Consider the following 23,857-nt stretch of genomic DNA (forward strand, 5'->3'; position numbering starts at 1 on the left):
GCGCCGGAACGGCCCGAGGGGGCCGGGAGTTCGCACTCCCGGCCCCCTCGGTGTTTCCCGCGGCGTCAGCCGCCCAGCGGCGCGCCACCGGGCAGTCCCGCCGGCAGGACACTGCCCACGGGCAGCTCGGACACCGGCAGCTGGGAGACCGGCAGCTGGGAGACGGGCAGCTGGGAGACGGGCAGTTCCTTCGTCGTGGGCAGCCCGCCGAGCAGGCCCCCCGCCTTGCCGGCCACGTCGGCGGCCGGGGCCGGCAGGGTCTTGGCGGTGGAGCCCACGGCCTCGGTGGCCGCACCCGCGGTCGCGTCGGTGGCGGCTTCGGGCGCGTCCTGCGCGGTGAGTGCGCCCAGCTGCGGCACGGACTCCAGACCGGCGGCGCTGGCCGCGCCGGCCGCACCGACCACGGGCGCTGCCCCGGCTGCGAGGAGCAGCGCGGCACGGGCGATCCGACGGGTCAGGGGGAGAGACATGTTGCTCCTAAGCGGTAGCGGCTGAGTACGCCGTGACTAACCGCTCGCGGGGCGGGTGGAGTTGCGGTGCCGGTGGGTAAAGGATCGGTAACGCATCGTTTAATCGGCTTCCGCGACAAGCGCATCGGACGCGGCCGACCAGGGGTTCCGTCCGGCCCGGGGTCCGTGACCCGCCGAACGGATCACCCTCGCAGGAGTGATCACTCGTACGCGCGGCCGGGTGTCAGCCCCGGCGTGTCGCCGGGGACGCCCGACCGATGGCCGGAGCCGGTGGGCACCGGCCGGGACGCGGGTCAGCGGGCCATGAAGATCCGTACCTCGCCCGGATTCGCGTCGTGCGGGTCCCCGTCCCCGTCCTTCGCCCCCGCGGCGCCCTTCACCTGCCACCGGCCCCGGTCCTGCCCCCCGACCCAGGCGCGCCTGTCGTAGGACACCCGGGAGATGCCCATCTCCCGGGAGTTGGCCACCGCCCAGTGGGCCATCGCCCGGCTGAGGCGCACCGCGGCCTCACCGCCGTTGGCCTTCTCCCTCAGGGTGACCTCGGCCTCCGCGACGCCCTTGCCCCCGCCGCCGTTGCGGCCGGCCTGGCCCGCCTGGCCGGCCTGCGGGGGAAGGGTGTGCAGCCCGTCCTTGCCGAAGATCCGGATCATTTCGGTCCGTACCTTCTCCGGGTCGCCCGGACCGGCGGGCCGGGGCCCGCCGCAGTCCAGGCTGCCGCCCCCGGCGAAGGCCGCCGTCAGCACCGTCGCGTCCGGCTCGTGCTTCGCGTACGCCTGCGGGAACCCGCTGCGCTGCACCTTCTGCGCGGCCACCGTCAGCGGCAGCCGCGAATACCCCGGCACGTCGACGAGGCGGTCGTAGAAGATGCCGGCCGAGTAGACCGGGTCCGTGATCTGCTCCGGGGTGCCCCAGCCCATCGAGGGCCGCTGCTGGAAGAGCCCCAGCGAGTCCCGGTCGCCGTGGTCGAGGTTGCGCAGCGCGGACTCCTGCATGGCCGTCGCCAGCGCGATGGTCACCGCCCGGTCCGGCAGGCCCTTCGCCACGCCGACCGCGGCTATCGTCGCCGCGTTCGCCGCCTGCTCCGGGGACATTTCGTACGATTCCGTGGTCCCGCCGGTGTCGTCCCGGTTCGCGCTGGCCACGCAGAACGGGGCTCCGCCTCCGCCGTTCGAGGCGCGCTGCACGGCGAAGTAGCCCACCACCGCGAGGAGAACGAGCAGACCGACGGCCGCGCGCAGTGGCCGGCGGCGGCGAGGACGGGGAACACGGTTCTCGGACACGCGGCCCACCGTACTTGAGGCATATGACGCGTCCACCGGCCGGACGTCGAGGCCCCGCCCCGGTCCGGGGGGTTAGGGTCGGTTCCATGCCCGAATCCGAGCTGGACCTCACCCTGGACGCCGCCGAGCTGACCGCCCGGCTCGTCGACATTCCTTCCGTGAGCGGCGACGAGAAGGTACTCGCCGACCTCGTGGAAGACGCGCTGCGCGGCCTGCCGCACCTCACGGTGGACCGTTTCGGCAACAACGTCGTCGCCCGCACGCACCTCGGCCGCGCCGAGCGCGTCGTGCTCGCCGGCCACCTCGACACCGTGCCGATCGCCGACAACGTTCCGTCCCGCCTCGACGAGAACGACGTCCTGTGGGGCTGCGGCACCACCGACATGAAGTCCGGTGTCGCCGTCCAACTGCGCATCGCCGCCACCGTGCCCGAGCCGAACCGGGACCTCACCTTCGTCTTCTACGACCAGGAGGAGGTCGCCGCCGACCTCAACGGCCTGGGCAAGGTCGCCGAGGCCCACCCCGACTGGCTGACGGGGGACTTCGCGGTCCTGCTGGAACCCTCGAACGCCGAGGTCGAGGGCGGCTGCCAGGGCACCCTGCGCGTCCTGCTGCGCACCGCGGGCGAGCGCGCCCACTCCGCCCGCAGCTGGATGGGCTCCAACGCCATCCACTCCGCGGGCCCGATCCTGGCCCGGCTCGCGGCGTACGAACCGCGCAAGCCGGTCATCGACGGCCTGGAGTACCACGAGGGCCTCAACGCGGTGCGCATCGAGGGCGGCGTCGCCAACAACGTCATCCCCGACGCGTGCACGGTGACGGTCAACTTCCGCTACGCCCCCGACCGCACGGAGGCCGAGGCCCTGGCCCACGTACGGGAGGTGTTCGCGGACTGCGACATCGCCGAGTTCGTCGTCGACGACTCCTCCGGCGGCGCCCTCCCCGGCCTCTCGCACCCGGCGGCCGCGGCGTTCATGGAGGCGGTCGGCGGCCGCGCCATGCCGAAGTTCGGCTGGACGGACGTCTCCCGCTTCAGCGCGCTGGGCGTCCCGGCGGTCAACTACGGCCCGGGCGACGCCCTGCTGGCCCACAAGGTCGACGAGCGGGTCGAGACCAAGGCGATCCTGCACTGCGAGGAACGACTCCGCGCCTGGCTGACCGCCTGAATTCCGCTTCCCGTCACCTTCGTGCGCCTACCCTGATCCAACGATCAGCAGGAGGGAGCACATCATGGGCAACCGCGGTATTCCTGACGGGGACGCTCGTCGTCGGCCCGAGGAGCAGCAGCTCGGGCCGGTGCTGAGGAGGCGGAGCCAGGTGCAGGCGGGCAGTACGACGGACCAGCGGCTGCTGGACTCCGCCGGGCCCTCCGAGTGGGTGCACACCGATCCCTGGCGGGTCCTGCGCATCCAGTCGGAGTTCATCGAGGGCTTCGGCACGCTCGCCGAGCTGCCGCCCGCGATCAGCGTGTTCGGATCGGCCCGCACCGCGGCGGGCACGCCCGAGTACGAGGCGGGCGTACGGATCGGCAGCGCGCTGGTCGACGCCGGCTTCGCGGTGATCACCGGAGGCGGTCCGGGAGCGATGGAGGCGGCCAACAAGGGCGCCCGCGAGGCCAACGGCATCTCGGTCGGCCTCGGCATCGAGCTCCCGTTCGAGCAGGGACTCAACCAGCACGTCGACCTCGGGCTGAACTTCCGGTACTTCTTCGTCCGCAAGACGATGTTCGTGAAGTACAGCCAGGGCTTCGTCGTCCTGCCCGGCGGCCTGGGCACGCTGGACGAGCTGTTCGAGGCGCTGACCCTGGTCCAGACCCAGAAGATCACCCGCTTCCCGATCGTGCTGTTCGGCACGGAGTACTGGAGCGGCCTCATCGACTGGCTGCGAAACACGGTGATCGCCCAGGGCAAGGCCTCGGAGAACGACCTCTACCTCTTCCACGTCACGGACGACGTGGACGAGGCGATCGCGCTGGTGACGAAGGAAGTCGGCAAGTAGCCCCCGGGCCCGGGCCCGCGCGGCCCGGGCCCCCGTCCCCTCCGGGCGGGACGGTCAGGCCAGGCCGCGGCGGGCGACCGCCGGAGGGCGGTGGCCCTGGATCGAGCGGACCATGTCGAGGATCTGGCGGGTCTCGGCGACCTCGTGGACGCGGTAGACCTGTGCGCCCAGCCAGGCCGAGACGGCCGTCGTGGCCAGGGTGCCCAGCAGACGCTCCTTGACCGGCTTGTCGAGGGTCTCGCCGACGAAGTCCTTGTTGGACAGGGAGACGAGCACCGGCCAGCCCGTCGCCGTCATCTCCTCCAGCCGGCGCGTGGCCTCCAACGAGTGACGGGTGTTCTTCCCGAAGTCGTGGCCCGGGTCGATCATGATCGCGTCCCGGCGGACGCCGAGCGCGGCGGCGCGTTCCGCGAGGCCGACCGTGACCCGCAGGATGTCCTCCATCACGTCCTCGTACGTGATCCGGTGCGGGCGGGTGCGCGGCTCGACCCCGCCCGCGTGGGTGCAGACGAGACCGACGCCGTGGCGCGCCGCGACCTCGGCCAGCTTGGGGTCCACCCCGCCCCACGCGTCGTTCAGCACGTCCGCCCCGGCCTCGCACACGGCCTCGCCGACCTCGTGCCGCCAGGTGTCCACGCTGATCACCACGTCCGGGAAACGGCGCCGGACCTCGGCCACGAAGCCGACCGTGCGCCGCGCCTCCTCGGCCGCGTCCACGTGCTCGCCCGGGCCCGCCTTGACGCCGCCGATGTCGATGATCGCCGCGCCCTCGGCCACTGCCTGCTCGACCCGGTCCAGCGCGGGCTCGTCGCGGAACGTCGCGCCCTGGTCGTAGAAGGAGTCCGGAGTCCGGTTCACGATGGCCATGATCACCGGCTCGTGGGTGTCGAACTCGCGCCTGCCCAGTCGCAGCATCCTGCTCTTACCTCCTTCGGCGGCCCTCGCGCCTCGCCTGCGACCTTAACCTGGTGGCCGGAGTCTCTCAGGGGAGTTGATCGTGTTCTTCTTCTTGATGATCGCGCTGGTCGTGGTCGTGGCGGCGGTCACCCTGGCCGTGATCGGAGGCGGCTCGGAGGCCGTCCTGCCCGAAGCGGAGCCGGACCGGGTGGCGGACGGCCTGCCGGAGACCCGGCCCGTCGTCCGGGCGGACATCGACGCACTGCGGCTGCCCGTCGCGCCGCGCGGCTACCGGATGGCCGAGGTGGACGACGTACTGGAGCGGCTCGCGGCGGAACTGGCCGAGCGGGACGCGCGGATCGCGCAGCTGACCGCCGCGACGGCCGGCCCCGACGCGCCGGCGGACGTGACCGACCGGGTCGACCTCGGCAAGGGCGGCGAGCGGTGAGCGGCGTGCTGGCCGGAGCGGACGGGCTGCCGCGCTGCCCGTGGGCGCTGTCCACGCAGGACTACGTCGCCTACCACGACACCGAGTGGGGGCGCGCGGTCCACGGCGACGACGCCCTCTACGAACGGCTGTGCCTGGAGGCCTTCCAGTCGGGGCTGTCCTGGCTGACGATCCTGCGGCGCCGCGAGGGCTTCCGCACGGCCTTCTCCGACTTCAAGATCGCGGCGGTCGCGGAGTTCGACGAGCGGGACGCGGCGCGGCTGCTGGCCGACGAGGGGATCATCCGCAACCGGGCCAAGATCGAGGCGACCCTGGCCAACGCGAAGGTCCTCGCCGGATGGGAGCCGGGTGAGCTCGACACCCTGATCTGGTCCCACGTCCCGGAGGAGCCCGGCCCGGCGCCGCGGACGGTCACCGAGGTGCCGGCCATCACCCCGGAGTCCACCGCCCTCTCCAAGGCCCTGAAGAAGGCCGGCATCCGCTTCGTCGGCCCCACCACGGCCTACGCGCTGATGCAGGCCTGCGGGCTCGTCAACGACCACCTGGCGCAGTGCGCGTCCCGCGAGGCGGCGTAGCCGGTCGGCTGCGGGTGGCTGCGCCGCGCGTGCGGGGTCGGGGGGTGGGGCCGGTTGTGGTGGGGGCGGGCGCGCGCCGGGGCGTCTCCTCGGGCGCCGAACGTGACGAGAGGTCGGACACCTCGGCGGCAGTGCGTTCGGCACCCTGCGGGGATCACCCCGACACACCCCCACCCCCACCCCAACCGGCAGGTTCAGCCCCGCCGGCGTTTGAGGCGCGGGGTCCGGGGCGGAGCCCCGATCTGTAAGCCGCACCCTTCAGGTGCGCCGCACCATTCGGCTCCGCCGCCCCCATTCAGCCTCGCCGGCGTTTGAGGCGCGGGGTGCGGGGCGGAGCCCCGGTCTGTAAGCCGCGCCCTCCAGCTGCGCCGCACCCATTCGGCCCCGCCGGGCCCGGACGGGCGTTAGCGGCCGAGGTACTTCGGGGGCTGCTTCGCGAGGAAGGCCTGGACGGCGATGCCGTGGTCCTCGGAGGCCCCCGCGCGGGTCTGGAGGACGTCCTCGTGGGCCAGGGCCTCCTGAAGGGAGTGGGAGGCCCCGTAGGCCAGGGACTCCTTCAGCGCGGCGTACGCGACCGTGGGCCCCGCGGCGAGGGTGCGGGCCACGGCCTCGGCCTCGGCGTGCAGGGCGCCCGCGGGCACCAGGCGGTTGACGATGCCGAGCTCGTACGCCTCCTGGGCCTTGACCGACCGCGGGAAGAGCAGCAGGTCCGCGGCGCGGGAGGCGCCGATCAGGCGGGGGAGGGTCCACGAGACCCCGGAGTCGGCGGTCAGCGCCACCCCGGCGAACGAGGTGTTGAAGGAGGCGGTGTCGGCGACCACCCGGAAGTCCGCCGCCAGCGCGAAGCCGAAGCCCGCCCCGGCCGCCACGCCGTTCACCCCGGCCACGACCGGCTTCGGCATCTCGGTGAGCGCCCGCACGATCGGGTTGTAGTGGTCGGCGACCGTGCTCATGGTCAGCGACGTACCGCTCTCGCGGTCCGAGGCCAGGTTGCCGATGTGCTCCTTGAGGTCCTGGCCCACGCAGAAGGCCCGGTCGCCGGCCGCGGTCAGCAGGACCGCCCGTACCGCCGTGTCCCCGGCCGCGGCCTCGACCGCGTCGCGCAGGGCGACCTTGGCCTCGGTGTTCATCGCGTTCATCGCGTCCGGACGGTTGATCGTGATGGTGGCGAGTCCGTCGGTCACTTCGTAGAGCACGCTGTCGGCCATGGCAGGGGGTCCCCCTTCGTCGCGGGCTTGGCTACCGGCCGGTACCGGCCGGTGCAAGGGCCAGCATGGCGGACCGGACGCGGTGCGCACATGTGATGTGCGTCAAAGAAAGCCGGAGCCGTTCCCGCCGTGCGGCCGCGCAGTATCGCAGGCGGATCCCCGAAATGAGTGGTTTTGGTCGAGCGCGTTGCGCAAGCGTTCCCGGGCGATGTTGGTCATCGGGTCCTGACATGCGGGATAATGGCTGGGAAGCAATGTGTTCGATGCCGGGTATTAGGCGCCTGAACGGGGCCGTCGGCTGACGATGAGCTGGTTTCAGGAAGGGGAACGAGCATGGCGGCCATGAAGCCGCGGACGGGCGACGGCCCGCTCGAGGTCACCAAGGAGGGGCGGGGCATCGTCATGCGCGTACCGCTCGAGGGCGGCGGTCGGCTTGTCGTCGAACTGACCCCTGATGAGGCGGACGCCCTGGGTGACGCCCTGAAGAAGGTCGTCGGCTGACCCCCCAAGGACGCTGACAGCACTTCCACCTTCTGCATTCTCTGCGCTGCCCCGACCGCGATCAGCGGCCGGGGCAGCGTTGTGTCGTGTTCGAGGACAGCATCCCCTCCGGAGCCACGCCGTGACCTTCTCCCCGCCCGCCCCGCCCGCCTTCGCCGACTGCAGCCCCCGCCAGAAGGCGGCCCGGGTCCTCTCCGACGTGCTGGCGCCGGCGAACCTGGTGGTGGCCCTGCTCCTGCTGATCGGCTGGCACAGCACCGCCTCGTGGACCGGGCTCGGCTGGGGCCTGCTCGGCGCGCTGTTCTGCGGGGTGGTCCCGATCGGCGTCATCGTCCTCGGCGTGCGCCGGGGGGCGCTGACCGACCAGCACATCCGGGTGCGGCGCCAGCGGCTCGTCCCGATGGGCTTGAGCCTGCTCTCCGTCGTCGCCGGGATCACCCTGCTGCACGTCCTCGGCGCGCCCGGGGAGGTCTTCGCGCTCGTCGTCGCGATGCTCGTGGGCCTGGTCTCGTCCCTGCTGGTCACGGTCGGCTGGCAGATATCGATCCACATGTCGGTGGCCGGCGGCACGGTGATGATCCTGGCGCTCGTCTTCGGTCCGCCGGTGCTGCCCGCGGCCCTGATCGCCGCCGCCGTCGGCTGGTCCCGTCTGGTGCTGAAGGCGCACACCCCGGCCCAGCTGCTCGCCGGCGCCGCTCTGGGCGGCACGGCCGCGCTCACCTTCGCGCTCCTGAGCTGAGCACACGAGGGGCCGGGCGGCCGGCGTGCGGCGCTCAGCGTCGGACGGCGCAGAGCAGCCCGTCGCCCACCGGCAGCAGCGCGGCCTCCAGGGCCGGGCTCTCCCGGACGCTGCGCAGCAGCTCGCGGACGCGGAGCACCTCCACCGGCTGGGCCGCGGAGTCGACCGTACGGCCGTCGGAGAAGACCCCTTCGAAGCACACCAGCCCGCCGGGACGCAGCAGCCGCAACGATTCGGCGAGGTAGTCGAGGGACTCGGTGGGGTCCCCGTCGCAGAAGACGAGGTCGTACCCGCCGTCGGCGAGCCGGGGCAGGACGTCGAGGGCGCGGCCGGGGATGAAGCGGGCGCGGTTGCCCGCGAAGCCGGCGGCGCGGAAGGCCTGGCGGGCGAAGGCCTGCCGGTCCGGCTCGGGATCCACCGTGGTCAGCACCCCGTCGGGGCGCATGCCGTGCAGGAGGTGGATGCCGGAGACGCCCGTTCCGGTGCCGATCTCGGCGACCGCCTTGGCGTCCGCGGTGGCGGCCAGCAGGCGCAGCGCGGCCCCGGTGCCGGGGGAGACGGAGCGCAGGCCCGCTTCCCTGGACCGGTCGCGGGCCCATCGCAGAGCGTCGTCCTCGGCGACAAACGCGTCGGCGAACGCCCAGCTCGTCTGCCGGTTGCCGGTAATGACCCTCTCCTGTCCCCATAGTTGGCGCAACGGTGACTGTATCCGCTGACGTCGGGAACCCGCAGATGGGACCGGGCGTTGTGCAGGGTGTGTGCGGGATCAGAAGGGACGGCGCCGGGCAGATCGACGGCCGGGGCCGCTCCGGGACCTAAATCCCGCGTAAAGATACTGCAAAAACGCTTATCCGGAGCTGACAGAGGGGGTGGCTATGGTAGGGACTCCACTGGACACCACCAGAGCCGACAGGGGAGGTGCGGCTGCGCCTGTGGATCGTGGGGGCGTACTGAGACGCCTCTTCTGGTCGGCGGGTGAGCCGAAATCCGTGACCTACATTGCTGACCGCTTCCACACCGCCGACGCCGCAACCACCGCGACCTTTGCCGCCGATGCGGGCTCCCAGGCGTGGACCCCCCCTTCGTGGGAGGAGATCGTCAGCACGCACAGCGCGCGGGTCTACCGCCTTGCCTACCGTCTGACGGGTAACCAGCACGACGCCGAGGACCTGACGCAAGAGGTCTTCGTCCGCGTCTTCCGCTCCCTCTCCACGTACACGCCCGGCACCTTCGAGGGCTGGCTCCACCGCATCACGACGAACCTGTTCCTGGACATGGTCCGCCGCAAGCAGCGGATCCGCTTCGACGCGCTCGCCGACGACGCCGCCGAGCGGCTGCCGAGCCGTGAGCCGTCCCCGCAGCAGGTGCTGCACGACACCCACTTCGACGCGGACGTCCAGCAGGCGCTGGACACCCTCGCGCCCGAGTTCCGCGCGGCCGTGGTGCTCTGCGACATCGAGGGCCTGTCGTACGAGGAGATCGCCGCCACGCTCGGCGTGAAGCTCGGCACCGTGCGCAGCCGGATCCACCGCGGCCGTTCGCACCTGCGCAAGGCGCTCAAGCACCGGTCTCCCGCGGCCCGTGCCGAGCAGCGCGCCCTGGCGGGTGTGTCCATGGGCGCCCCGGGCGCCGGGGGAGAGGGCGGAGCCGAGTGAGCGAAGTCAGTCCGTCTCCTGCCGAACAGCACCTGGGCGACCGGCTTGCCGCCCTGGTGGACGGGGAGCTGAAGCACGACGCGCGGGAGCGCGTCCTGGCCCACCTGGCGACGTGCGCCAAGTGCAAGGCCGAGGCCGATGCCCAGCGCCGTCTGAAGACCATGTTCGTGGAGAGCGCGCCACCGCCGCTGTCCGCGGGACTGCTGGCGCGGCTCCAGGGGCTCCCGGGCGGCGCCCCCGACGGCTCCGCCGGTCCGCTCGGCGGTCCGCCAGGCCCTCCCGGCCCGACGGCGGCCGACCCCTTCGACGCGTTCGCGTACGGGCTGCCCCCGGCCGCCCGGCCGCAGCAGGGCTTCCGCATCCACGAGATGGGCCGGCCGCGCCGGCGGTTCGCCTTCGTCGCCGCCGGAGCCGTGTCCCTGGCCGCGCTCGCCCTGGGCGGTGCGCTGCCGCAGGAGGGCCTGGACCCGAGCGTCCGGGGGGATTCCCCCGCGCCCGCCTCCAGGACCGGCCCCGCCCTGCCCGTGACCGACGCGTCGGTCCGTGAGCGCATGCCCACGCCCGCGGCCGTCCCGACCCTCCTGTCGACCGCCGCGACGCCCCTCCCGCCCGTACACCCCACCCCCGCGAGCCCCGCGCGTCCGGTCTCCCTGCTGCGCTGACCCCGGAGCTGGTTGAATCAGCTGCACATGCGCACAGGTACGCGGGGAGCGCCCATGGCCGACAGGCAGCAGACCGATCCGGCTCCACAGTGGTGGAGCCGGCCCGAGGGCACGGCTGACGGCCGCCCCGACACAGTGCCCGCCCCACGGCCCGGAGCCGGGGACGGGCCCGGCCGGGGGGCGGGGCAGGAGTCCGCGGCCGAGGACGGCGTACCGGCGGCCCGCGAGAGCGGCCCGGACGGCGAACCGCCGGCCCGCGAGGTGCGCTACGACCCCTGGGGCGAGCAGCCGCTCCAGGTCGTGGACCGCGGCAAGGACCGGCGCGGCTTCCGGCTGTGGCAGGTGGCGGCCCTCAGCGCCGGAACCGCCCTGCTCGCCGGCGGGATCGGCGGCTACGTCGGGGTCCTCGCCGAACGGCAGAGCAGCACCCGGCTGGAGCTCCCCCAGGCCGCCGTCGCCGACAAGGGCCGGGCGCCCGAGAGCGTGGCCGGGATCGCCGCCACCGCGCTCCCCGGAGTGGTCACCCTGCACGTGCGGGGCGAGAAGGGCGGTGGCACGGGCACCGGCTTCGTCCTCGACGAGCAGGGCCACATCCTGACCAACAACCACGTGGTCGCCGACTCCAAGGAGATAGCGGTCACCTTCAGCACCGGCGAGAGCGTCACCGCCGAGCTGGTCGGCCGCGACTCCGGGTACGACCTGGCCGTGGTCAAGGTCAGCGGCGTACGGGGCCTGCGCCCGCTGAGCCTGGGGAACTCCGAGAACGTGAAGGTCGGCGACCCGGTGGTGGCCATCGGCGCGCCCTTCGACCTCTCCAACACCGTCACCGCCGGCATCATCAGCGCCACCGGCCGGCCCGTCACCGCGGGCGGCGACAAGGGCGACGGAAGCGACATCAGCTACGTCGACGCCCTCCAGACCGACGCGCCGATCAACCCCGGCAACTCCGGCGGCCCCCTCCTCGACGCCAGGGCCCACGTGGTCGGCATCAACAGCGCCATCCGCGGCGCCGACAAGGACGACCCCAGCCGCCAGGGCGGCTCCATCGGGCTCGGCTTCGCCATCCCCATCAACCAGGGCAAGCGCGTCGCCGAGGAGCTCATCCGCACCGGCCGCGCCACGCACCCCGTCATCGGGGTCACCCTCGACATGGACTACACGGGCGACGGAGCCCGGGTCGGGGACAAGGGCGAGGACGGCAAGCCCTCCGTGATCGCCGACGGGCCGGGCGCCCGCGCCGGGATCAAGGCCGGCGACGTCATCACCAAGGTGGACGGACAGCGCGTCCGGGGCGGTGACGAGCTCATCATCAAGATCAGGGCGCACCGCCCGGGCGATCCGCTCACCCTCACCGTGCTGCGCGAGGGCCGCGAACGCACGCTGCAGGTGGTCCTCGGATCGGCGAACGGATCATGAGCGGCGGGTGACGGGCGGGTGAAACCGTCACGGAGGCCGCACACAGGTATGGGTGTGCGGACAACGCCGGGTACCGTGTGTTCGGGCCCGAAGTGAGACAGAGCCGAGGAGCGGCAAGGTGTTCAACGACATAGGCGCACTCGAACTCGTCACGATCGTGGTGCTCGGTATCCTCGTCTTCGGCCCGGAGAAGCTGCCCAAGGTCATCGCGGACGTGACCGGCTTCATCCGGAAGATCCGTGCCTTCTCGGACAGCGCGAAGCAGGACATCCGCTCCGAACTCGGCCCGGAATTCAAGGACTTCGAGTTCGAGGACCTGAATCCGAAGACGTTCATCCGCAAGCAGCTGACCGAGAACGAGGACCTGAGGGAACTCCGTAGCAGCTTCGACCTCCGCAAGGAGCTCAACGACGTCACCGACGCCGTGAACGGCGACGGGGCCACCCCCGCGGCGCCCTCCTCGTCGGCCGCCGCCACGCCCATCGGCACAGGCCCCGATCTGCTCAAGAAGCCCGTCGCCCCAGCCGGGGACCAGCCCTCGCGCTTCGACGCCGACGCCACGTGACACGCGGCCTGCCCGGCGTTTCGCGGTCGGGTGGCTATCCTCCATCTGTTGTCCGGACCCAGGACGCCCGAGGGAGGGGGTCCCCCCAGCCCAGCGAGGGGGAGGGCCGTTCCGGACCCCACGGAACGAGAGGCCGCTCAGATGGAGACGACGAGCAGTAGCCGGGTCGGGGCGCAGACCGCCGAGGCACCCGCCACCGCCGCCGCACCCGCGCAGGAACCGCAGACCGACGCGCAGACCGACGCGCAGACCGACACACAGCCGCAGGAGGCCGCCGCACCGGTGCCGGCCGCCCGGCGGACGGCCGAGGGCTTCCTGGCCGCCGACTTCCCCTGGTACGGGCTGGACGGGGCCTTCACCGGCCCCCGCTGGCTGATGCAGGTCGGCACCGCCGCCGACGGGACCGTGGAGCACGGCTCCACCGGCCACGGCGACGAGCCCTCCGCCCGGGGCGAGATCGCCACCGGCGAGAAGGAGCGCTTCGCGGTGGTCATCACCGTGGCGAGCAACCCGCTGCGCCGCAGCGCCGACGGCACCGGCGTCCTGGAGGCCACCTCGGTCTCCTCGGCGGCCTGGCTGGCCGGCTCCGGGCTGCTGGCCTACAGCTGGCCGGGGCAGATGGACCACTCCCTGCGCGACGACTGGCTCGACCAGCAGACCGAGGCCGCGTGGGAGCTCGCGGACGACCTCGCCGGGGAGGACTGGTCGACGCTGTCGCTGCCGGTGGACGGGGAGCCGACGCCGTTCCACTACCGCGAGTCCGAGTTCGGGTGGGTGCTGGCCGGCTCGACCGGCAGCGGGGTCCACCTCGGCGCCTACGGGCGCGGGATGAGTGCGTACGGGCTCGGCTTCTCGGCGATCGCGGACCTGGCGACGTACGAGTAGGCGCGCGGGTACGGAAAAGGGCACCGCCGGCCGGCGGTGCCCTTTTTCTCGTGCTGCGCCGCCCCGGTGCGGGCCGTGCCCGGCCCGATCCGGAAGAGGCGGCCTAGAACTTGTTGCGCGGGGTGATGCCCAGGGACATGCCCGAGAGGCCGCGGGCGCGGCCGCCGAGCTTGCCGGCGATGGAGCGCAGGGCCGCACCGGCCGGGGAGTCCGGGTCGGACAGGACGACGGGCTTGCCGTCGTCGCCGCCCTCGCGCAGGCGCACGTCGATCGGGATGGAGCCCAGCACCGGCACCGAGGCGCCGACCGTCTTGGTCAGCCCGTCGGCGACCTTCTGGCCACCGCCCGAGCCGAAGACGTCCACCATCTCGTCGCAGTGCGGGCACGGCAGGCCCGACATGTTCTCGACGACGCCGACGATCTTCTGGTGGGTCTGTACGGCGATCGAGCCGGCCCGCTCCGCGACCTCGGCCGCGGCCTGCTGCGGGGTGGTGACGACGAGGATCTCGGCGTTCGGCACGAGCTGGGCCACCGAGATCGCGATGTCGCCGGTGCCCGGCGGCAGGTCCAGCAGCAGGACGTCCAGGTCGCCCCAGAACACGTCCGCCAGGAACTGCTGCAGGGCGCGGTGCAGCATCGGTCCGCGCCACACCACCGGGGCGTTGCCCGGGGTGAACATGCCGATGGAGATGACCTTCACGCCGTGCGCCGACGGCGGCATGATCATGTTCTCGACCTGCGTCGGGCGGCCCTCGACACCCAGCATGCGCGGCACGCTGTGGCCGTAGATGTCGGCGTCGACCACGCCGACCTTCAGACCGTCCGCCGCCATCGCCGCGGCCAGGTTGACCGTGACCGAGGACTTGCCGACGCCGCCCTTGCCGGAGGCGACCGCGTACACGCGGGTCAGCGAGCCCGGCTTGGCGAAGGGCACCTCGCGCTCGGCGGTGCCGCCGCGCAGGGTGGCGGCCAGGTCCTTGCGCTGCTCGTCGCTCATCACGTCGAGGGTGACGGCGACGGAGGTGACGCCCGCGACCTTCTCGACGGCCTCGGTGACGTTCTTGGTGATGGTCTCGCGCATGGGGCAGCCCGACACCGTGAGGTAGACCGTGACGGCGACCGCGCCACCGTCACCGATCTCCACCGATTTGACCATGCCGAGCTCGGTGATCGGCCGGTGGATCTCGGGGTCGTTCACCGTCGCCAGAGCGTCCAGGATCGCGTCCTGCTCAGGCACGGCGGCGGAGCTTGTGTCGGTAGCCATGCCCCGATGGTACGGCTCGGTAGCAGGGCTCGGGAAAGCCCGTCAGCGGTCGCCTTCATCACGTTCAGCCGGGAATAGCCGCCGCTCGTCCATCTCCTTGATCAGGTCCTGGAACTCGGATCTGATCCAGTCGCGCGTCGCGACCTCCCCCAGACCCATCCGCAGGGCCGCGATCTCGCGGGTCAGGTACTCCGTGTCGGCGATGGACCGCTCGTTCTGCTTGCGGTCCTGCTCCAGGTTGACCCGGTCGCGGTCGTCCTGCCGGTTCTGCGCGAGCAGGATCAGCGGAGCGGCGTACGAGGCCTGCAGCGACAGCATCAGCGTCAGGAAGATGAACGGGTACTTGTCGAACCGCAGGTCGTCCGGCGCGAAGATGTTCCACAGCACCCACACCACGATGACCAGGGTCATCCAGACGATGAACCGGCCCGTGCCGAGGAACCGCGCCACCTTCTCCGACAGCCGCCCGAAGGCCTCCGGGTCGTACTCGGGCAGCAGGGAGCGCCGCGGCGCCCGCGGCAGGTCCAGGCGGACCCGCGAGCGGGTCAGCGCGCTCGACCCGGTGCCCTGGGCCGACTTCCCCGCCCGTTCCGCGGACCGTTCCGCCGCCTCCGCCGCCAGCCCGTGCTCGCGCGCCTGCACCCGTGCCTGCTCGCGCCGCTCCCGGATCTGCTCGCGCCGCCGCTCACGCGCCTGCTCACCGCGCCCCCGGTCGAAGCGCCCTCGCTCACTGGCCACGCAAGGCCTCCTCGGAATGGAACTCCGTCTCCCGCCAGTCGTCCGGCAGCAGGTGGTCCAGTACGTCGTCCACGGTCACCGCGCCCAGCAGGGAGCCGCTCTCGTCGACCACCGGCACCGCCACCATGTTGTAGGCGGCCAGGTGCGTGGTCACCGCGGGCAGCGAGGCGTCCGGCCGCAGCGGCGGCAGGTCCGTGTCCACGATCGAGCTGACCAGCGTGAACGGCGGGTCCCGCAGCAGCCGCTGGAAGTGCACGGTGCCCAGGTACTTGCCCGTGGGCGTCTCGTCCGGCGGCCGGCACACGTACACCTGCGCCGCCAGCGCCGGCGACAGGTCCGCCTGCCGTACGCGGGCCAGCGCGTCCGCGACCGTCGCGTCCGGCCGCAGCACGATCGGCTCGGTGGTCATCAGACCGCCCGCGGTGTTCTCCTCGTAGGACAGCAGGCGCCGCACGTCGGCCGCGTCGTCCGGCTGCATCAGCGTCAGCAGCCGCTCCTTGTCGTCCTCCGGCAGCTCGGAGAGCAGGTCGGCCGCGTCGTCCGGGTCCATCGCCTCCAGGACGTCGGCGGCGCGCTCCTCCTTCAGCTTGCCGAGGATCTCCACCTGCTCGTCCTCCGGCAGCTCCTCCAGGACGTCCGCGAGCCGGTCGTCGTCGAGGGCGTTGGCGACCTCGGCGCGCCGCTTCGGCGTCAGGTGGTGCAGGACGTTCGCGACGTCCGCCGGGCGCATCTGCTCGAAGGTGGCGACCAGGTTCTCCGCGCCCTGCCCGTGCTCCTCCAGCGAGAAGCCCGTCACGGCCGACCACTCCACCGTCAGCGTCTCGCCGCGCCGGCGCAGGGCCCCCGACTTGCCCTTCCGCACGAAGATCCGGTCGATCTCCCAGTCCCGGCGGGCCGGCAACTGCTGGATGGCCACGTCCAGGACGGTGACCTCCTCGCCGCTCGCGACCAGCGTCACCCGGCGGTCGAGCAGCTCGCCCAGGACCAGCCGCTCGGTGGGGCGCTGCTCGAAGCGCCGCATGTTGACGACACCGGTGGTGATGACCTGCCCGGACTCCACGCCCGTGACGCGCGTCATCGGCAGGAAGATCCGGCGTCGGCTGACCACCTCGACCACCAGACCCAGCAGCCGGGGCGGCCGGCCGCCGACGCGCAGCATCGCGACCAGATCGCGGACGCGCCCGACCTGGTCGCCGTTGGGGTCGAAGACGGGCACACCCGACAGATGCGAGACGAAGATCCGCGGGGCGCCTGCAGCCATCCGAGCGCCTCCTAGAGCGTCCACCAACAGTCGTACGGGCCCTCAGGCTAGCCCGTGCCGCGGGCAAGCGTCCTGGTGGGCGGTCCGCCCGGGGCCCGGCGGGCCCTCCCCCCGCCTCCGCGGGGCGCGGTCGCGGGCGGCGGCGTACGGCCGGGTACGCTGCCTGCTGCTCGCAGACGACCGACGAGAGGCACCCGCACGTGACCGCCTACTTCCCTGCCGCGCGGCTGCGCCGGGCCGCCTTCATCGGTGTGCTGTGCGCGGGCCTCGCCGTCACCGGTACGGGCTGCGGGGAGGACCCCGACGAGGGCACGAACGGTGTCGGCAAGCTCTCCGCCGACAAGATCGAGGAGAAGGCGAAGGCGGCCGCCACCGGCGCCGACTCGGTGCACCTGTCCGGCACGCTGGTCAGCGGCGGCAAGTCCTTCACGCTCGACATGCGGCTGAAGTCGGACGGCGGCTCCGGCGAGGTGAAGTCGAAGGACGACACCTTCCAGCTGCTGCGCGTGGGCGAGCAGCTGTACCTCAAGGCGAGCGCGGCGTTCTGGGGACAGTCCGACTCGGCCGGCAAGCTCGGCGACAAGTACGTGAAGGTGCCCGAGGGCGACCCCTCGTACAAGCAGTTCCGCGGGTTCACCGACATGGACGTGCTGCTGGACGGGCTGCTCGGCCTGGAGGGCGAGCTCGCCAAGGGCTCGTACACGAAGGTCGGGCACACCCGCGCGGTGCAGGTCACCGCGGACGCGGGCAAGGGCGGCAAGCTCTCGGTGTCCCTGGAGGGCACCCCGTACCCGCTGCTCATGGAGCGGGCCGGCGGCGCCGGCCGGGTCGAACTCGCGGAGTGGGGCAAGCCGTTCCCGCTGGACCCGCCCGCGCAGGACCAGACGGTCGACTACGGCAGCCAGCTGCCGACGACGAAGGAGACGAAGGACCAGAGCGGCGAGCCCGCCCCGGCCTCCTCCAAGGGCTCCGGCCAGGGCGCGAACCCCACCAAGCCCTGAGCCGTCCTCGGGCCACCGACCGCTCCGCCAGGGTCGCGGAGCGGTCAGGCAGGAACCGAAGGAGACGGCCTAACCCCGGGCGGCCTTCTTGCGCTTCAGGAGGAGCTTCGGGAGGCCCGCCGGGATCGGCTTGCGCGTGATCGCGGGGGAGGCCAGGGGGGCCGCCGCCAGCGAGCCCTCCGGCAGTTCGGACCGCACCGACAGCGGCTCCAGCCGCAGCAGCCGGCACTCCCGCGCCCACCGCTCCGTCATGTCCTCGGAGTCGGGCGCGTTCAGCCGCTTGCCCTTGAGCTCGGCCACCGCCGCCGCCCACTCCTCGCCGCGCGGCGGGAGCTCGCGCACGGTCGCCGTCCAGGCCACCAGCCGACCGCCCTTGTCCTTGCTCCGCACGGTCACCTCGGCCGCCGCGCCGTCCGCCAGCCCCGGGAACGGCTGCTCACCGGGCCCGTCGCCCACGACGTGCGCCGCGCCGTCCACCCAGGCGTGCCACAGGGCGCGGTCCGCCCCGGCGCCGCGGACCCAGATCAGGCCGGACTTCTTGGTGGCCTCCTCGACGAGGGCCAGGTCGAGCGTGCTGAGAGTCATGCGGACAGGGTAGGGGGTCCCTCCGTCCGCCCTACAGCCAGCCGTGGCGGCGCAGCGCGCGGTGGATGGTGAAGCAGATCCCGACGATCGTGACCATCACCATCGGGTAGCCGTACTTCCACTGGAGCTCGGGCATGTGCTCGAAGTTCATCCCGTACACGCCGCAGATCATCGTCGGCACGGCGATGATCGCCGCCCACGAGGTGATCTTGCGCATGTCCTCGTTCTGGGCGACGGTCGCCTGCGCGAGGTTGGCCTGCAGGATCGAGTTCAGCAGCTCGTCGAAGCCCACCACCTGCTCGTGCACCCGCGCCAGGTGGTCGGCGACGTCCCGGAAGTACTTCTGGATGTCCGGGTCCACCAGCCGCATCGGCCGTTCGCTCAGCAGCTCCATCGGACGCAGCAGCGGCGAGACGGCCCGCTTGAACTCCAGCACCTCGCGCTTGAGCTGGTAGATGCGGCCCGCGTCGCCGCCGCGCGCACTGCCCTTGGCGGGGGCGGCGAAGACGTCGCTCTCCACCTCGTCGATGTCGTCCTGCACGGCCGCCGCGACCGCGATGTACCCGTCGACGACGTGGTCGGCGATGGAGTGCAGGACCGAGGAGGGGCCCTTGGCGAGGAGGTCGGGGTCGTCCTGGAGCCGGTGCCGCAGCCCCTTGAGGGAGCCCTGGCCGCCGTGCCGCACGGTGATGACGAAGTCGGGCCCGGTGAAGCACATCACCTCGCCGGTCTCCACCACCTCGCTGGTGGCGGTCAGTTCGGCGTGCTCGACGTAGTGGATCGTCTTGAAGACGGTGAAGAGCGTGTCGTCGTAGCGTTCCAGCTTCGGCCGCTGGTGGGCGTGGACCGCGTCCTCCACGGCCAGCGGGTGCAGTCCGAAGGTGGCGGCGATCCCGGCGAACTCGGCCCCGGTCGGCTCGTGCAGGCCGATCCAGGCGAAACCGCCGTCCTCGCGGACCCGGCGGATCGCCTCACGCGGCGTCAGACACGCCGGCCCCAGCACGCGCCGGCCGTCGCGGTACACGGCGCAGTCGACCACCGCGCTGCTCGCCGACGGGTCACGGGTGGTGTCGTAGCCGGGCTGGGCGGGGGTGGACTTGCGCAGCGCCGGGCGGACGGCCGCACGCAGGTAGGGCAGCATCGACATGGCAGGCTCCTTCGCACGCACGGCTGCGGACCGTACGGGTGGGAGACCCTCCACGACCGCGGGCGGGCAGGCCCGGGCTCGGGGGAGGGAACAGGACGGGAGGACAAAGTTCTGCCGTCGCTCTTCTACTGATCGGGAGATCAGACGGGGCGGGAAGCGGCCGTCACAGAAGCGGAAGAGCGATTGGTACTGCACGATCGACTTCGATCCATTGCAGCCCCACCTCCTCCGGCCGGTCCCCCGTGGGGGAGGTCCTGTCTCCGGGGTGCCAGGCATGCTTCGGCACGCGGCCCCGAACAGCTGTCAACACTATCAGCCGACGGATGGTCAAGACCCGCCCTTTACCCGCCTGATACGAGTTCTATGCTCGCTCCATGGCAGAAATTCTGGCCCTCGTCGAGGCCCGGCTGCGCACCGCGTTCGGTGAACCCGACGCCCGCGCCGCCGTCACCTTCCTGGGCACCGACCGCATCGAGGTACTCCGTTTCGCCGAGGGCGACCTCGTGCGCTACGCGACCCTCGGGATGTCCGCGCACCCGATGACCGATCCGACCGCCGTGGTCGCCGACCCCGTACGGGGCCCGCGCGCCGAGCTCGTGCTGACCGTACGGGGAGGGCTGGCGCCCACCGACAAACTGCTCAGGCCGCTCGCGGTGCTGGCCGCGTCCCCGCAGGTCGAAGGGCTCGTCGTGGCGCCCGGGGCCTCGCTGGACGTGGGCGATCCGCTGTGGGACGGGGCCCCCTTCAGCTCCGTCCTCGTGGCGGAACCCGGCGGTCTGGTGGAGGACCTGGAGCTCGACGAGCCCATGGATCCCGTGCAGTTCCTGCCCCTGCTGCCCATGACGGCGAACGAGGCCGCGTGGAAACGGGTGCACGGCGCGGCCGCCCTCCAGGAACGCTGGCTCGCGCGCGGGACGGACCTGCGGGACCCTTTGCGTACCGCCGTCGCGCTGGACTGACGGCCCGGACGGGTGACCGCGCCTTGACGGGCGGCCGGGCGGGGAGGAGCGTGGCTTCCTATGAGGGGTGAACCAAGTTGCCCGAAGTGCGGTGGCCGGGTCAGGGCGCCCGGACTTTTCTCCGACTCCTGGCAATGTGCGCTGCACGGCGCCGTCCACCCCCTCCAACCCGTCATCCCGCCCAGTGTCGAAGGCCTGGGCGTGGTGGTGCACCGGGCCCGGGTGCCGGTGTGGATGCCGTGGCCGCTGCCGGTGGGGTGGCTGTTCACCGGGATCGCGTCCGCCGGTGACGACCGCAGCGGCGGCCGGGCGACGGCCGTGGCCTGTTCGGGCCCCGGCCCGCTGGGCGGCATCGGCGAGCTGGTGCTCGTCGCCGAGGAACTGGGCGTGGGCCTCGGTGCGCGGTACGCGGGCATCGACGGACCCGACCCCGGCTCCTACATCGACGTCTCGTCACCGCCGCACGCCAAGGTCGTCGCCGCGGGCCGGCCGAGCCCGCTGTGGCACCTGAACGGAGCCCCCGACGACCGGGCCGTCTTCGCGGGGGAGGCGAGGGGCTTGTGGCTCTGGGCCATCGTCTGGCCGGAGCAGTCCGGCCTCCTCATGTACGACGAGCTCGTCCTCACCGACCTCCGCGACGCGGGAGCGGAGGTCGAGCTCCTTCCTTGCGGGGCCCTGAGCCCGCGCATCCTGGGCCCGGCGTAGATCCTTCCGGGGCGGGGTGCCCCTTGCGCCCGGTTATCCTGGAGTGTCCCCCACCCGTCCGTACGACCTCTGGAGCTCGGCTGTGCGCATCGACCTGCACGCCCACTCCACGGCGTCCGACGGTACGGACACCCCTGCCGAGCTGGTGCTGGGCGCCGCCGCCGCGGGGCTCGACGTGGTCGCGCTGACCGATCACGACACCGTGGGCGGATACGGGGAGGCCCTCGCGGCCCTTCCCGCCGGACTGACCCTCGTGACCGGGGCCGAGCTGTCCTGCCGGCTCGACGGGATCGGCGTGCACATGCTCGCCTACCTCTTCGATCCGCAGGAGCCGGAGCTCGCCCGCGAGCGGGAGCTCGTCCGGGACGACCGCACCCCCCGCGCCCGGACCATGGTCGACAAGCTGCGCGCGCTCGGCGTCGACGTCACCTGGGAGCAGGTGGCGCGGATCGCCGGCGAGGGCTCGGTCGGGCGGCCGCACGTCGCCACCGCCCTCGTCGAGCTGGGTGTCGTGCCCACCGTCTCGGACGCCTTCACGCCCGACTGGCTCGCCGACGGCGGCCGCGCGTACGCCGAGAAGCACGAGCTCGACCCCTTCGACGCCATCCGCCTGGTCAAGGCGGCCGGCGGTGTCACCGTCTTCGCGCACCCCGCCGCCGTCAAGCGCGGCCGGTGCGTGCCCGAGTCCGCGATAGCCGAGCTGGCGGCCGCGGGCCTGGACGGCATCGAGGTGGACCACATGGACCACGACGCCGACACCCGCGCGCGGCTGCGCGGCCTGGCGGCCGACCTCGGACTGCTGACCACCGGGTCCAGCGACTACCACGGCAGCCGCAAGACCTGCCGCCTCGGGGAGTACACGACCGACCCCGAGATCTACGGCGAGATCACGCGCCGCGCGACCGGGGCCTTCCCCGTGCCCGGCGCCGGCGGACGCGAGCGCTGACCGGCCCCTCACGGCCCGCTCCACCCGTCCCCACCCCTTTTCGCGACACCCCTCTCTCCTGCAAGGCATCACTGTGTTTGATTTCGCCGTCTTCGGATCCCTTTTTCTCACGCTTTTTGTGATTATGGACCCCCCGGGGATCACGCCGATCTTCCTCGCCCTGACCTCCGGCCGCCCCGTCAAGGTGCAGCGCCGGATGGCGTGGCAGGCCGTCTGCGTGGCCTTCGGTGTCATCGCCGTCTTCGGCATCTGCGGTCAGCAGATCCTGGACTACCTGCACGTGTCCGTCCCGGCGCTGATGATCGCCGGCGGTCTGCTGCTCCTGCTCATCGCGCTGGACCTGCTCACCGGCAAGACCGACGAGCCGAAGCAGACCAAGGACGTGAACGTGGCCCTGGTGCCGCTGGGCATGCCGCTGCTCGCCGGGCCCGGTGCGATCGTGTCCGTGATCCTGGCCGTGCAGAAGGCGGACGGCGCCGTCGGCCAGGTCTCCGTCTGGGCCGCGATCATCGCCATGCACGTCGTGCTGTGGATCACCATGCGCTATTCGCTGGTGATCATCCGGGTCATCAAGGACGGCGGCGTCGTCCTCGTGACGCGGCTCGCCGGCATGATGCTGTCGGCGATCGCCGTCCAGCAGATCATCAACGGCGTGCTCCAGGTCGTACGGGGCGCCTGAGCCGACGGCCCCGCGCATGCGAACGCCCCCGCACCGGGTCGGTGCGGGGGCGCGAACGTTTTCGTGCGGGCGTCAGAGGGACGCGCTCTCGGCCGGTCGGATCAGAATGCGCTGGCCGACGGCTGCGGCCTGCTGCACGATCCGGTTGACGGAGGCCGCGTCCACGACGGTGCTGTCCACGGCGGATCCGTCGACGTCGTCCAGGCGCAGAATCTCGAAGCGCATGGGGCTTCTCCCTTCGTCAGTGTTCTCCTTGCAGAGGGTTCAACGAAGTGTAGGCCGCAATCATTCCCTACGCTAAGGAAATTTTTTCACTGGCTAAGTACTAGCCGGTGCAGGTGTCCCAGAAGGCGGCCAGCGCGGCGGCCGTGACCGCCGGATCCTCGGCGTTCGGGGAGTGCCCCGTACCCGGGACGACCACCCGCTCGGCGCCCAGGCGCCGGGCCATCTCGTCCAGCAGCGGGACCGGCCACGCGTCGTCGACGGCCCCCGAGAGGACCAGCTTCGCCAGCCCGGTCCGGCCCAGCTCCGCCACCCGGTCGGGCTCGGAGATCAGCACCCGGCCCGTGACGATCAACTGCTCGGGAACGGTCGCCACCCACCGCCCCCGCAGGAACTCCGCCAGCTCGGCGGAGTCCGCGGCCGCGTCCTGCGGATCGTGGGCGCGCATCGCCGCCCAGATGGCCGGCATGTCCCCGCCCATCGCCTCCAGCGCCGCCACCAGCAGCTTCGTACGCGCCTGCTGCTCCTCGGCGATCGCGGCGGGGCCGCTGCTCATCAGGGTGAGCGAGGCGAAGGGCGAGGCGTCGCGGAGCACCGCGGCGCGCGAGACCAGCCCGCCGAGCGAGTGGCCGACCAGGTGCACCCGGTCCGATCCCAGGGCGCGGACCTGCGCGAGCACGTCCCGTCCCAGCTCCTCCAGGGCGTACGCCGACTCCTCGCGCGGGCCCGGGCTCTCGTACTGGCCGCGCCCGTCGACGGCGATCACCCGGTAGCCGGCGGCGGCCAGCGGCTCCAGGAGGCCGATGAAGTCCTCCTTGCTGCCCGTGAAGCCGGGGACCAGCAGGGCGGTGCCGCGGACGGGCTCACCGGCTTCGTGCACGGCGAAGGCGCCGCGATCGGTGGTGAGGAGGTACGCGCGGGCGGCGGCGGGCAGGGTCAGGCGCGGCGGCTTGCTCATGGGCCAGAGGTTACCGGCCCGTAGGTTCCGGGCGCAGCCTCCCCCGGACGACCCCGGGTACGCCGACGGCCCCGGCCCCCTCGGAAGGGGGAC

At 72.6% G+C, this 23,857-nt stretch carries 28 protein-coding genes; 16 read left to right on the forward strand and 12 right to left on the reverse strand.

Translation table 11 applies throughout. The annotated features are described in order from the left end of the window. Positions 1-65: 65 nt before the first annotated feature. Entirely contained in the window at positions 66-470 is a 405-nt protein-coding gene (locus ACFYP3_RS08035; protein ID WP_388828553.1) for an ATP-binding protein, read from the reverse strand. A 293-nt stretch (positions 471-763) separates the two neighbouring features. Then, positions 764-1,750 carry a hypothetical protein gene (locus tag ACFYP3_RS08040; RefSeq protein WP_388828556.1) on the reverse strand — a complete coding sequence of 329 codons (987 nt, stop codon included), beginning with the start codon at positions 1,748-1,750 and terminating at the stop codon, positions 764-766. An 86-nt stretch (positions 1,751-1,836) separates the two neighbouring features. Between ACFYP3_RS08040 and dapE the strand changes: the two genes are divergently transcribed. Beyond that, complete coding sequence (dapE, locus tag ACFYP3_RS08045) at positions 1,837-2,916, forward strand: succinyl-diaminopimelate desuccinylase (RefSeq protein WP_388828559.1); 1,080 nt, start codon at positions 1,837-1,839, stop codon at positions 2,914-2,916. 64 nt (positions 2,917-2,980) lie between these two features. Then, a complete protein-coding gene (locus ACFYP3_RS08050; protein ID WP_388828562.1) occupies positions 2,981-3,748 on the forward strand; it encodes a TIGR00730 family Rossman fold protein in 768 nt (255 codons plus the stop codon). Between the two features lie 54 nt (positions 3,749-3,802). On the opposite strand, the gene folP is transcribed toward ACFYP3_RS08050, so the two are convergent. Then, entirely contained in the window at positions 3,803-4,663 is an 861-nt protein-coding gene (gene folP / locus ACFYP3_RS08055; protein ID WP_388828565.1) for a dihydropteroate synthase, read from the reverse strand. Positions 4,664-4,739: 76 nt separating this feature from the next. Between folP and ACFYP3_RS08060 the strand changes: the two genes are divergently transcribed. Both ACFYP3_RS08060 and ACFYP3_RS08065 read left to right on the forward strand, forming a co-directional pair. Next, positions 4,740-5,093 (forward strand): DivIVA domain-containing protein, encoded by a 354-nt coding sequence (locus tag ACFYP3_RS08060; RefSeq protein WP_388828568.1) that lies wholly within the window; start codon positions 4,740-4,742, stop codon positions 5,091-5,093. After that, positions 5,090-5,668: a DNA-3-methyladenine glycosylase I gene (locus ACFYP3_RS08065; protein WP_388828571.1), complete on the forward strand. Its 579-nt coding sequence runs from the start codon at positions 5,090-5,092 to the stop codon at positions 5,666-5,668. The genes ACFYP3_RS08060 and ACFYP3_RS08065 overlap by 4 nt, the downstream gene beginning before the upstream one ends. A gap of 404 nt (positions 5,669-6,072) precedes the next feature. Here ACFYP3_RS08065 and ACFYP3_RS08070 read toward each other — a convergent pair whose 3' ends face one another. Next, on the reverse strand, positions 6,073-6,876 hold the full coding sequence (locus ACFYP3_RS08070) for an enoyl-CoA hydratase/isomerase family protein (RefSeq protein WP_388828574.1): 804 nt from the start codon (positions 6,874-6,876) through the stop codon (positions 6,073-6,075). A 333-nt stretch (positions 6,877-7,209) separates the two neighbouring features. Between ACFYP3_RS08070 and ACFYP3_RS08075 the strand changes: the two genes are divergently transcribed. Together ACFYP3_RS08075 and ACFYP3_RS08080 are read left to right on the forward strand one after the other, a co-directional pair. After that, entirely contained in the window at positions 7,210-7,377 is a 168-nt protein-coding gene (locus ACFYP3_RS08075) for a DUF3117 domain-containing protein (protein ID WP_003966491.1), read from the forward strand. 121 nt (positions 7,378-7,498) lie between these two features. Beyond that, positions 7,499-8,116, forward strand: a complete 618-nt coding sequence (locus ACFYP3_RS08080; RefSeq protein ID WP_388828577.1) for a hypothetical protein — start codon at positions 7,499-7,501, stop codon at positions 8,114-8,116. Between the two features lie 34 nt (positions 8,117-8,150). Here the strand turns inward: ACFYP3_RS08080 and ACFYP3_RS08085 are convergent, their stop codons facing one another. Further along, complete coding sequence (locus ACFYP3_RS08085) at positions 8,151-8,813, reverse strand: O-methyltransferase (protein ID WP_030710037.1); 663 nt, start codon at positions 8,811-8,813, stop codon at positions 8,151-8,153. Between the two features lie 178 nt (positions 8,814-8,991). Between ACFYP3_RS08085 and sigE the strand changes: the two genes are divergently transcribed. The 5 genes from sigE (at position 8,992) to ACFYP3_RS08110 (ending at position 13,299) form a co-directional block, all read left to right on the forward strand. Beyond that, on the forward strand, positions 8,992-9,771 hold the full coding sequence (gene sigE, locus ACFYP3_RS08090; protein ID WP_388828580.1) for an RNA polymerase sigma factor SigE: 780 nt from the start codon (positions 8,992-8,994) through the stop codon (positions 9,769-9,771). Further along, positions 9,768-10,433, forward strand: a complete 666-nt coding sequence (locus ACFYP3_RS08095; RefSeq protein WP_388828583.1) for a zf-HC2 domain-containing protein — start codon at positions 9,768-9,770, stop codon at positions 10,431-10,433. The genes sigE and ACFYP3_RS08095 overlap by 4 nt, the downstream gene beginning before the upstream one ends. A 54-nt stretch (positions 10,434-10,487) precedes the next feature. Further along, complete coding sequence (locus tag ACFYP3_RS08100) at positions 10,488-11,849, forward strand: S1C family serine protease (protein WP_388828586.1); 1,362 nt, start codon at positions 10,488-10,490, stop codon at positions 11,847-11,849. A gap of 118 nt (positions 11,850-11,967) precedes the next feature. Then, positions 11,968-12,414, forward strand: coding sequence for a sec-independent translocase (locus tag ACFYP3_RS08105; protein ID WP_388828589.1), 447 nt, complete (start codon positions 11,968-11,970; stop codon positions 12,412-12,414). 141 nt (positions 12,415-12,555) lie between these two features. Continuing rightward, positions 12,556-13,299, forward strand: a complete 744-nt coding sequence (locus ACFYP3_RS08110) for a hypothetical protein (protein ID WP_388828592.1) — start codon at positions 12,556-12,558, stop codon at positions 13,297-13,299. A gap of 103 nt (positions 13,300-13,402) precedes the next feature. Here the strand turns inward: ACFYP3_RS08110 and ACFYP3_RS08115 are convergent, their stop codons facing one another. The 3 genes from ACFYP3_RS08115 to ACFYP3_RS08125 form a co-directional block, all read right to left on the reverse strand. Further along, positions 13,403-14,563 (reverse strand): Mrp/NBP35 family ATP-binding protein, encoded by a 1,161-nt coding sequence (locus ACFYP3_RS08115; RefSeq protein ID WP_388828595.1) that lies wholly within the window; start codon positions 14,561-14,563, stop codon positions 13,403-13,405. Positions 14,564-14,605: 42 nt separating this feature from the next. Then, entirely contained in the window at positions 14,606-15,112 is a 507-nt protein-coding gene (locus ACFYP3_RS08120) for a DUF1003 domain-containing protein (RefSeq protein WP_383563839.1), read from the reverse strand. Positions 15,113-15,290: 178 nt separating this feature from the next. Beyond that, the gene (locus tag ACFYP3_RS08125) at positions 15,291-16,562 is read right to left on the reverse strand and encodes a magnesium transporter MgtE N-terminal domain-containing protein (RefSeq protein WP_388828598.1); all 1,272 of its coding nucleotides are present in this window, start codon (positions 16,560-16,562) and stop codon (positions 15,291-15,293) included. Positions 16,563-16,762: 200 nt separating this feature from the next. Between ACFYP3_RS08125 and ACFYP3_RS08130 the strand changes: the two genes are divergently transcribed. Then, positions 16,763-17,563: a hypothetical protein gene (locus ACFYP3_RS08130; protein ID WP_388828604.1), complete on the forward strand. Its 801-nt coding sequence runs from the start codon at positions 16,763-16,765 to the stop codon at positions 17,561-17,563. A 69-nt stretch (positions 17,564-17,632) separates the two neighbouring features. Here the strand turns inward: ACFYP3_RS08130 and ACFYP3_RS08135 are convergent, their stop codons facing one another. Next, positions 17,633-18,148, reverse strand: a complete 516-nt coding sequence (locus tag ACFYP3_RS08135) for a hypothetical protein (RefSeq protein WP_388828607.1) — start codon at positions 18,146-18,148, stop codon at positions 17,633-17,635. 31 nt (positions 18,149-18,179) lie between these two features. Beyond that, positions 18,180-19,295, reverse strand: a complete 1,116-nt coding sequence (locus ACFYP3_RS08140; protein ID WP_388828610.1) for a magnesium and cobalt transport protein CorA — start codon at positions 19,293-19,295, stop codon at positions 18,180-18,182. A gap of 374 nt (positions 19,296-19,669) precedes the next feature. On the opposite strand from ACFYP3_RS08140, the gene ACFYP3_RS08145 reads away from it, so the two are divergent. The 4 genes from ACFYP3_RS08145 (at position 19,670) to ACFYP3_RS08160 (ending at position 22,584) form a co-directional block, all read left to right on the forward strand. Further along, entirely contained in the window at positions 19,670-20,254 is a 585-nt protein-coding gene (locus ACFYP3_RS08145; RefSeq protein ID WP_388828613.1) for a suppressor of fused domain protein, read from the forward strand. Between the two features lie 60 nt (positions 20,255-20,314). Beyond that, on the forward strand, positions 20,315-20,959 hold the full coding sequence (locus ACFYP3_RS08150) for a DUF6758 family protein (RefSeq protein WP_388828616.1): 645 nt from the start codon (positions 20,315-20,317) through the stop codon (positions 20,957-20,959). A gap of 82 nt (positions 20,960-21,041) precedes the next feature. Next, complete coding sequence (locus tag ACFYP3_RS08155; RefSeq protein WP_388828619.1) at positions 21,042-21,905, forward strand: PHP domain-containing protein; 864 nt, start codon at positions 21,042-21,044, stop codon at positions 21,903-21,905. A 73-nt stretch (positions 21,906-21,978) separates the two neighbouring features. Beyond that, positions 21,979-22,584: a MarC family protein gene (locus ACFYP3_RS08160; RefSeq protein ID WP_030710003.1), complete on the forward strand. Its 606-nt coding sequence runs from the start codon at positions 21,979-21,981 to the stop codon at positions 22,582-22,584. A 72-nt stretch (positions 22,585-22,656) separates the two neighbouring features. On the opposite strand, the gene ACFYP3_RS08165 is transcribed toward ACFYP3_RS08160, so the two are convergent. Beyond that, positions 22,657-22,809 carry a hypothetical protein gene (locus tag ACFYP3_RS08165; protein WP_388828622.1) on the reverse strand — a complete coding sequence of 51 codons (153 nt, stop codon included), beginning with the start codon at positions 22,807-22,809 and terminating at the stop codon, positions 22,657-22,659. Between the two features lie 100 nt (positions 22,810-22,909). Next, positions 22,910-23,764: an alpha/beta fold hydrolase gene (locus ACFYP3_RS08170; RefSeq protein WP_388828625.1), complete on the reverse strand. Its 855-nt coding sequence runs from the start codon at positions 23,762-23,764 to the stop codon at positions 22,910-22,912. Between the last annotated feature and the right edge of the window lie 93 nt (positions 23,765-23,857).

Origin of the sequence: Streptomyces sp. NPDC005533 (assembly GCF_042871845.1) — a bacterium.
In the GTDB taxonomy this organism is placed as follows: Bacteria; Actinomycetota; Actinomycetes; order Streptomycetales; family Streptomycetaceae; genus Streptomyces.

Coding starts and splice junctions, on each gene's coding strand:
- ACFYP3_RS08035 (WP_388828553.1), bottom strand. CDS start 470: ATGTCTCTCCCCCTGACCCGTCGGATCGCCCGTGCCGCGCTGCTCCTC.
- dapE (WP_388828559.1), top strand. CDS start 1,837: ATGCCCGAATCCGAGCTGGACCTCACCCTGGACGCCGCCGAGCTGACC.
- ACFYP3_RS08050 (WP_388828562.1), top strand. CDS start 2,981: ATGGGCAACCGCGGTATTCCTGACGGGGACGCTCGTCGTCGGCCCGAG.
- folP (WP_388828565.1), bottom strand. CDS start 4,663: ATGCTGCGACTGGGCAGGCGCGAGTTCGACACCCACGAGCCGGTGATC.
- ACFYP3_RS08070 (WP_388828574.1), bottom strand. CDS start 6,876: ATGGCCGACAGCGTGCTCTACGAAGTGACCGACGGACTCGCCACCATC.
- ACFYP3_RS08075 (WP_003966491.1), top strand. CDS start 7,210: ATGGCGGCCATGAAGCCGCGGACGGGCGACGGCCCGCTCGAGGTCACC.
- sigE (WP_388828580.1), top strand. CDS start 8,992: ATGGTAGGGACTCCACTGGACACCACCAGAGCCGACAGGGGAGGTGCG.
- ACFYP3_RS08100 (WP_388828586.1), top strand. CDS start 10,488: ATGGCCGACAGGCAGCAGACCGATCCGGCTCCACAGTGGTGGAGCCGG.
- ACFYP3_RS08110 (WP_388828592.1), top strand. CDS start 12,556: ATGGAGACGACGAGCAGTAGCCGGGTCGGGGCGCAGACCGCCGAGGCA.
- ACFYP3_RS08115 (WP_388828595.1), bottom strand. CDS start 14,563: ATGGCTACCGACACAAGCTCCGCCGCCGTGCCTGAGCAGGACGCGATC.
- ACFYP3_RS08125 (WP_388828598.1), bottom strand. CDS start 16,562: ATGGCTGCAGGCGCCCCGCGGATCTTCGTCTCGCATCTGTCGGGTGTG.
- ACFYP3_RS08135 (WP_388828607.1), bottom strand. CDS start 18,148: ATGACTCTCAGCACGCTCGACCTGGCCCTCGTCGAGGAGGCCACCAAG.
- ACFYP3_RS08140 (WP_388828610.1), bottom strand. CDS start 19,295: ATGTCGATGCTGCCCTACCTGCGTGCGGCCGTCCGCCCGGCGCTGCGC.
- ACFYP3_RS08145 (WP_388828613.1), top strand. CDS start 19,670: ATGGCAGAAATTCTGGCCCTCGTCGAGGCCCGGCTGCGCACCGCGTTC.
- ACFYP3_RS08150 (WP_388828616.1), top strand. CDS start 20,315: ATGAGGGGTGAACCAAGTTGCCCGAAGTGCGGTGGCCGGGTCAGGGCG.
- ACFYP3_RS08165 (WP_388828622.1), bottom strand. CDS start 22,809: ATGCGCTTCGAGATTCTGCGCCTGGACGACGTCGACGGATCCGCCGTG.
- ACFYP3_RS08170 (WP_388828625.1), bottom strand. CDS start 23,764: ATGAGCAAGCCGCCGCGCCTGACCCTGCCCGCCGCCGCCCGCGCGTAC.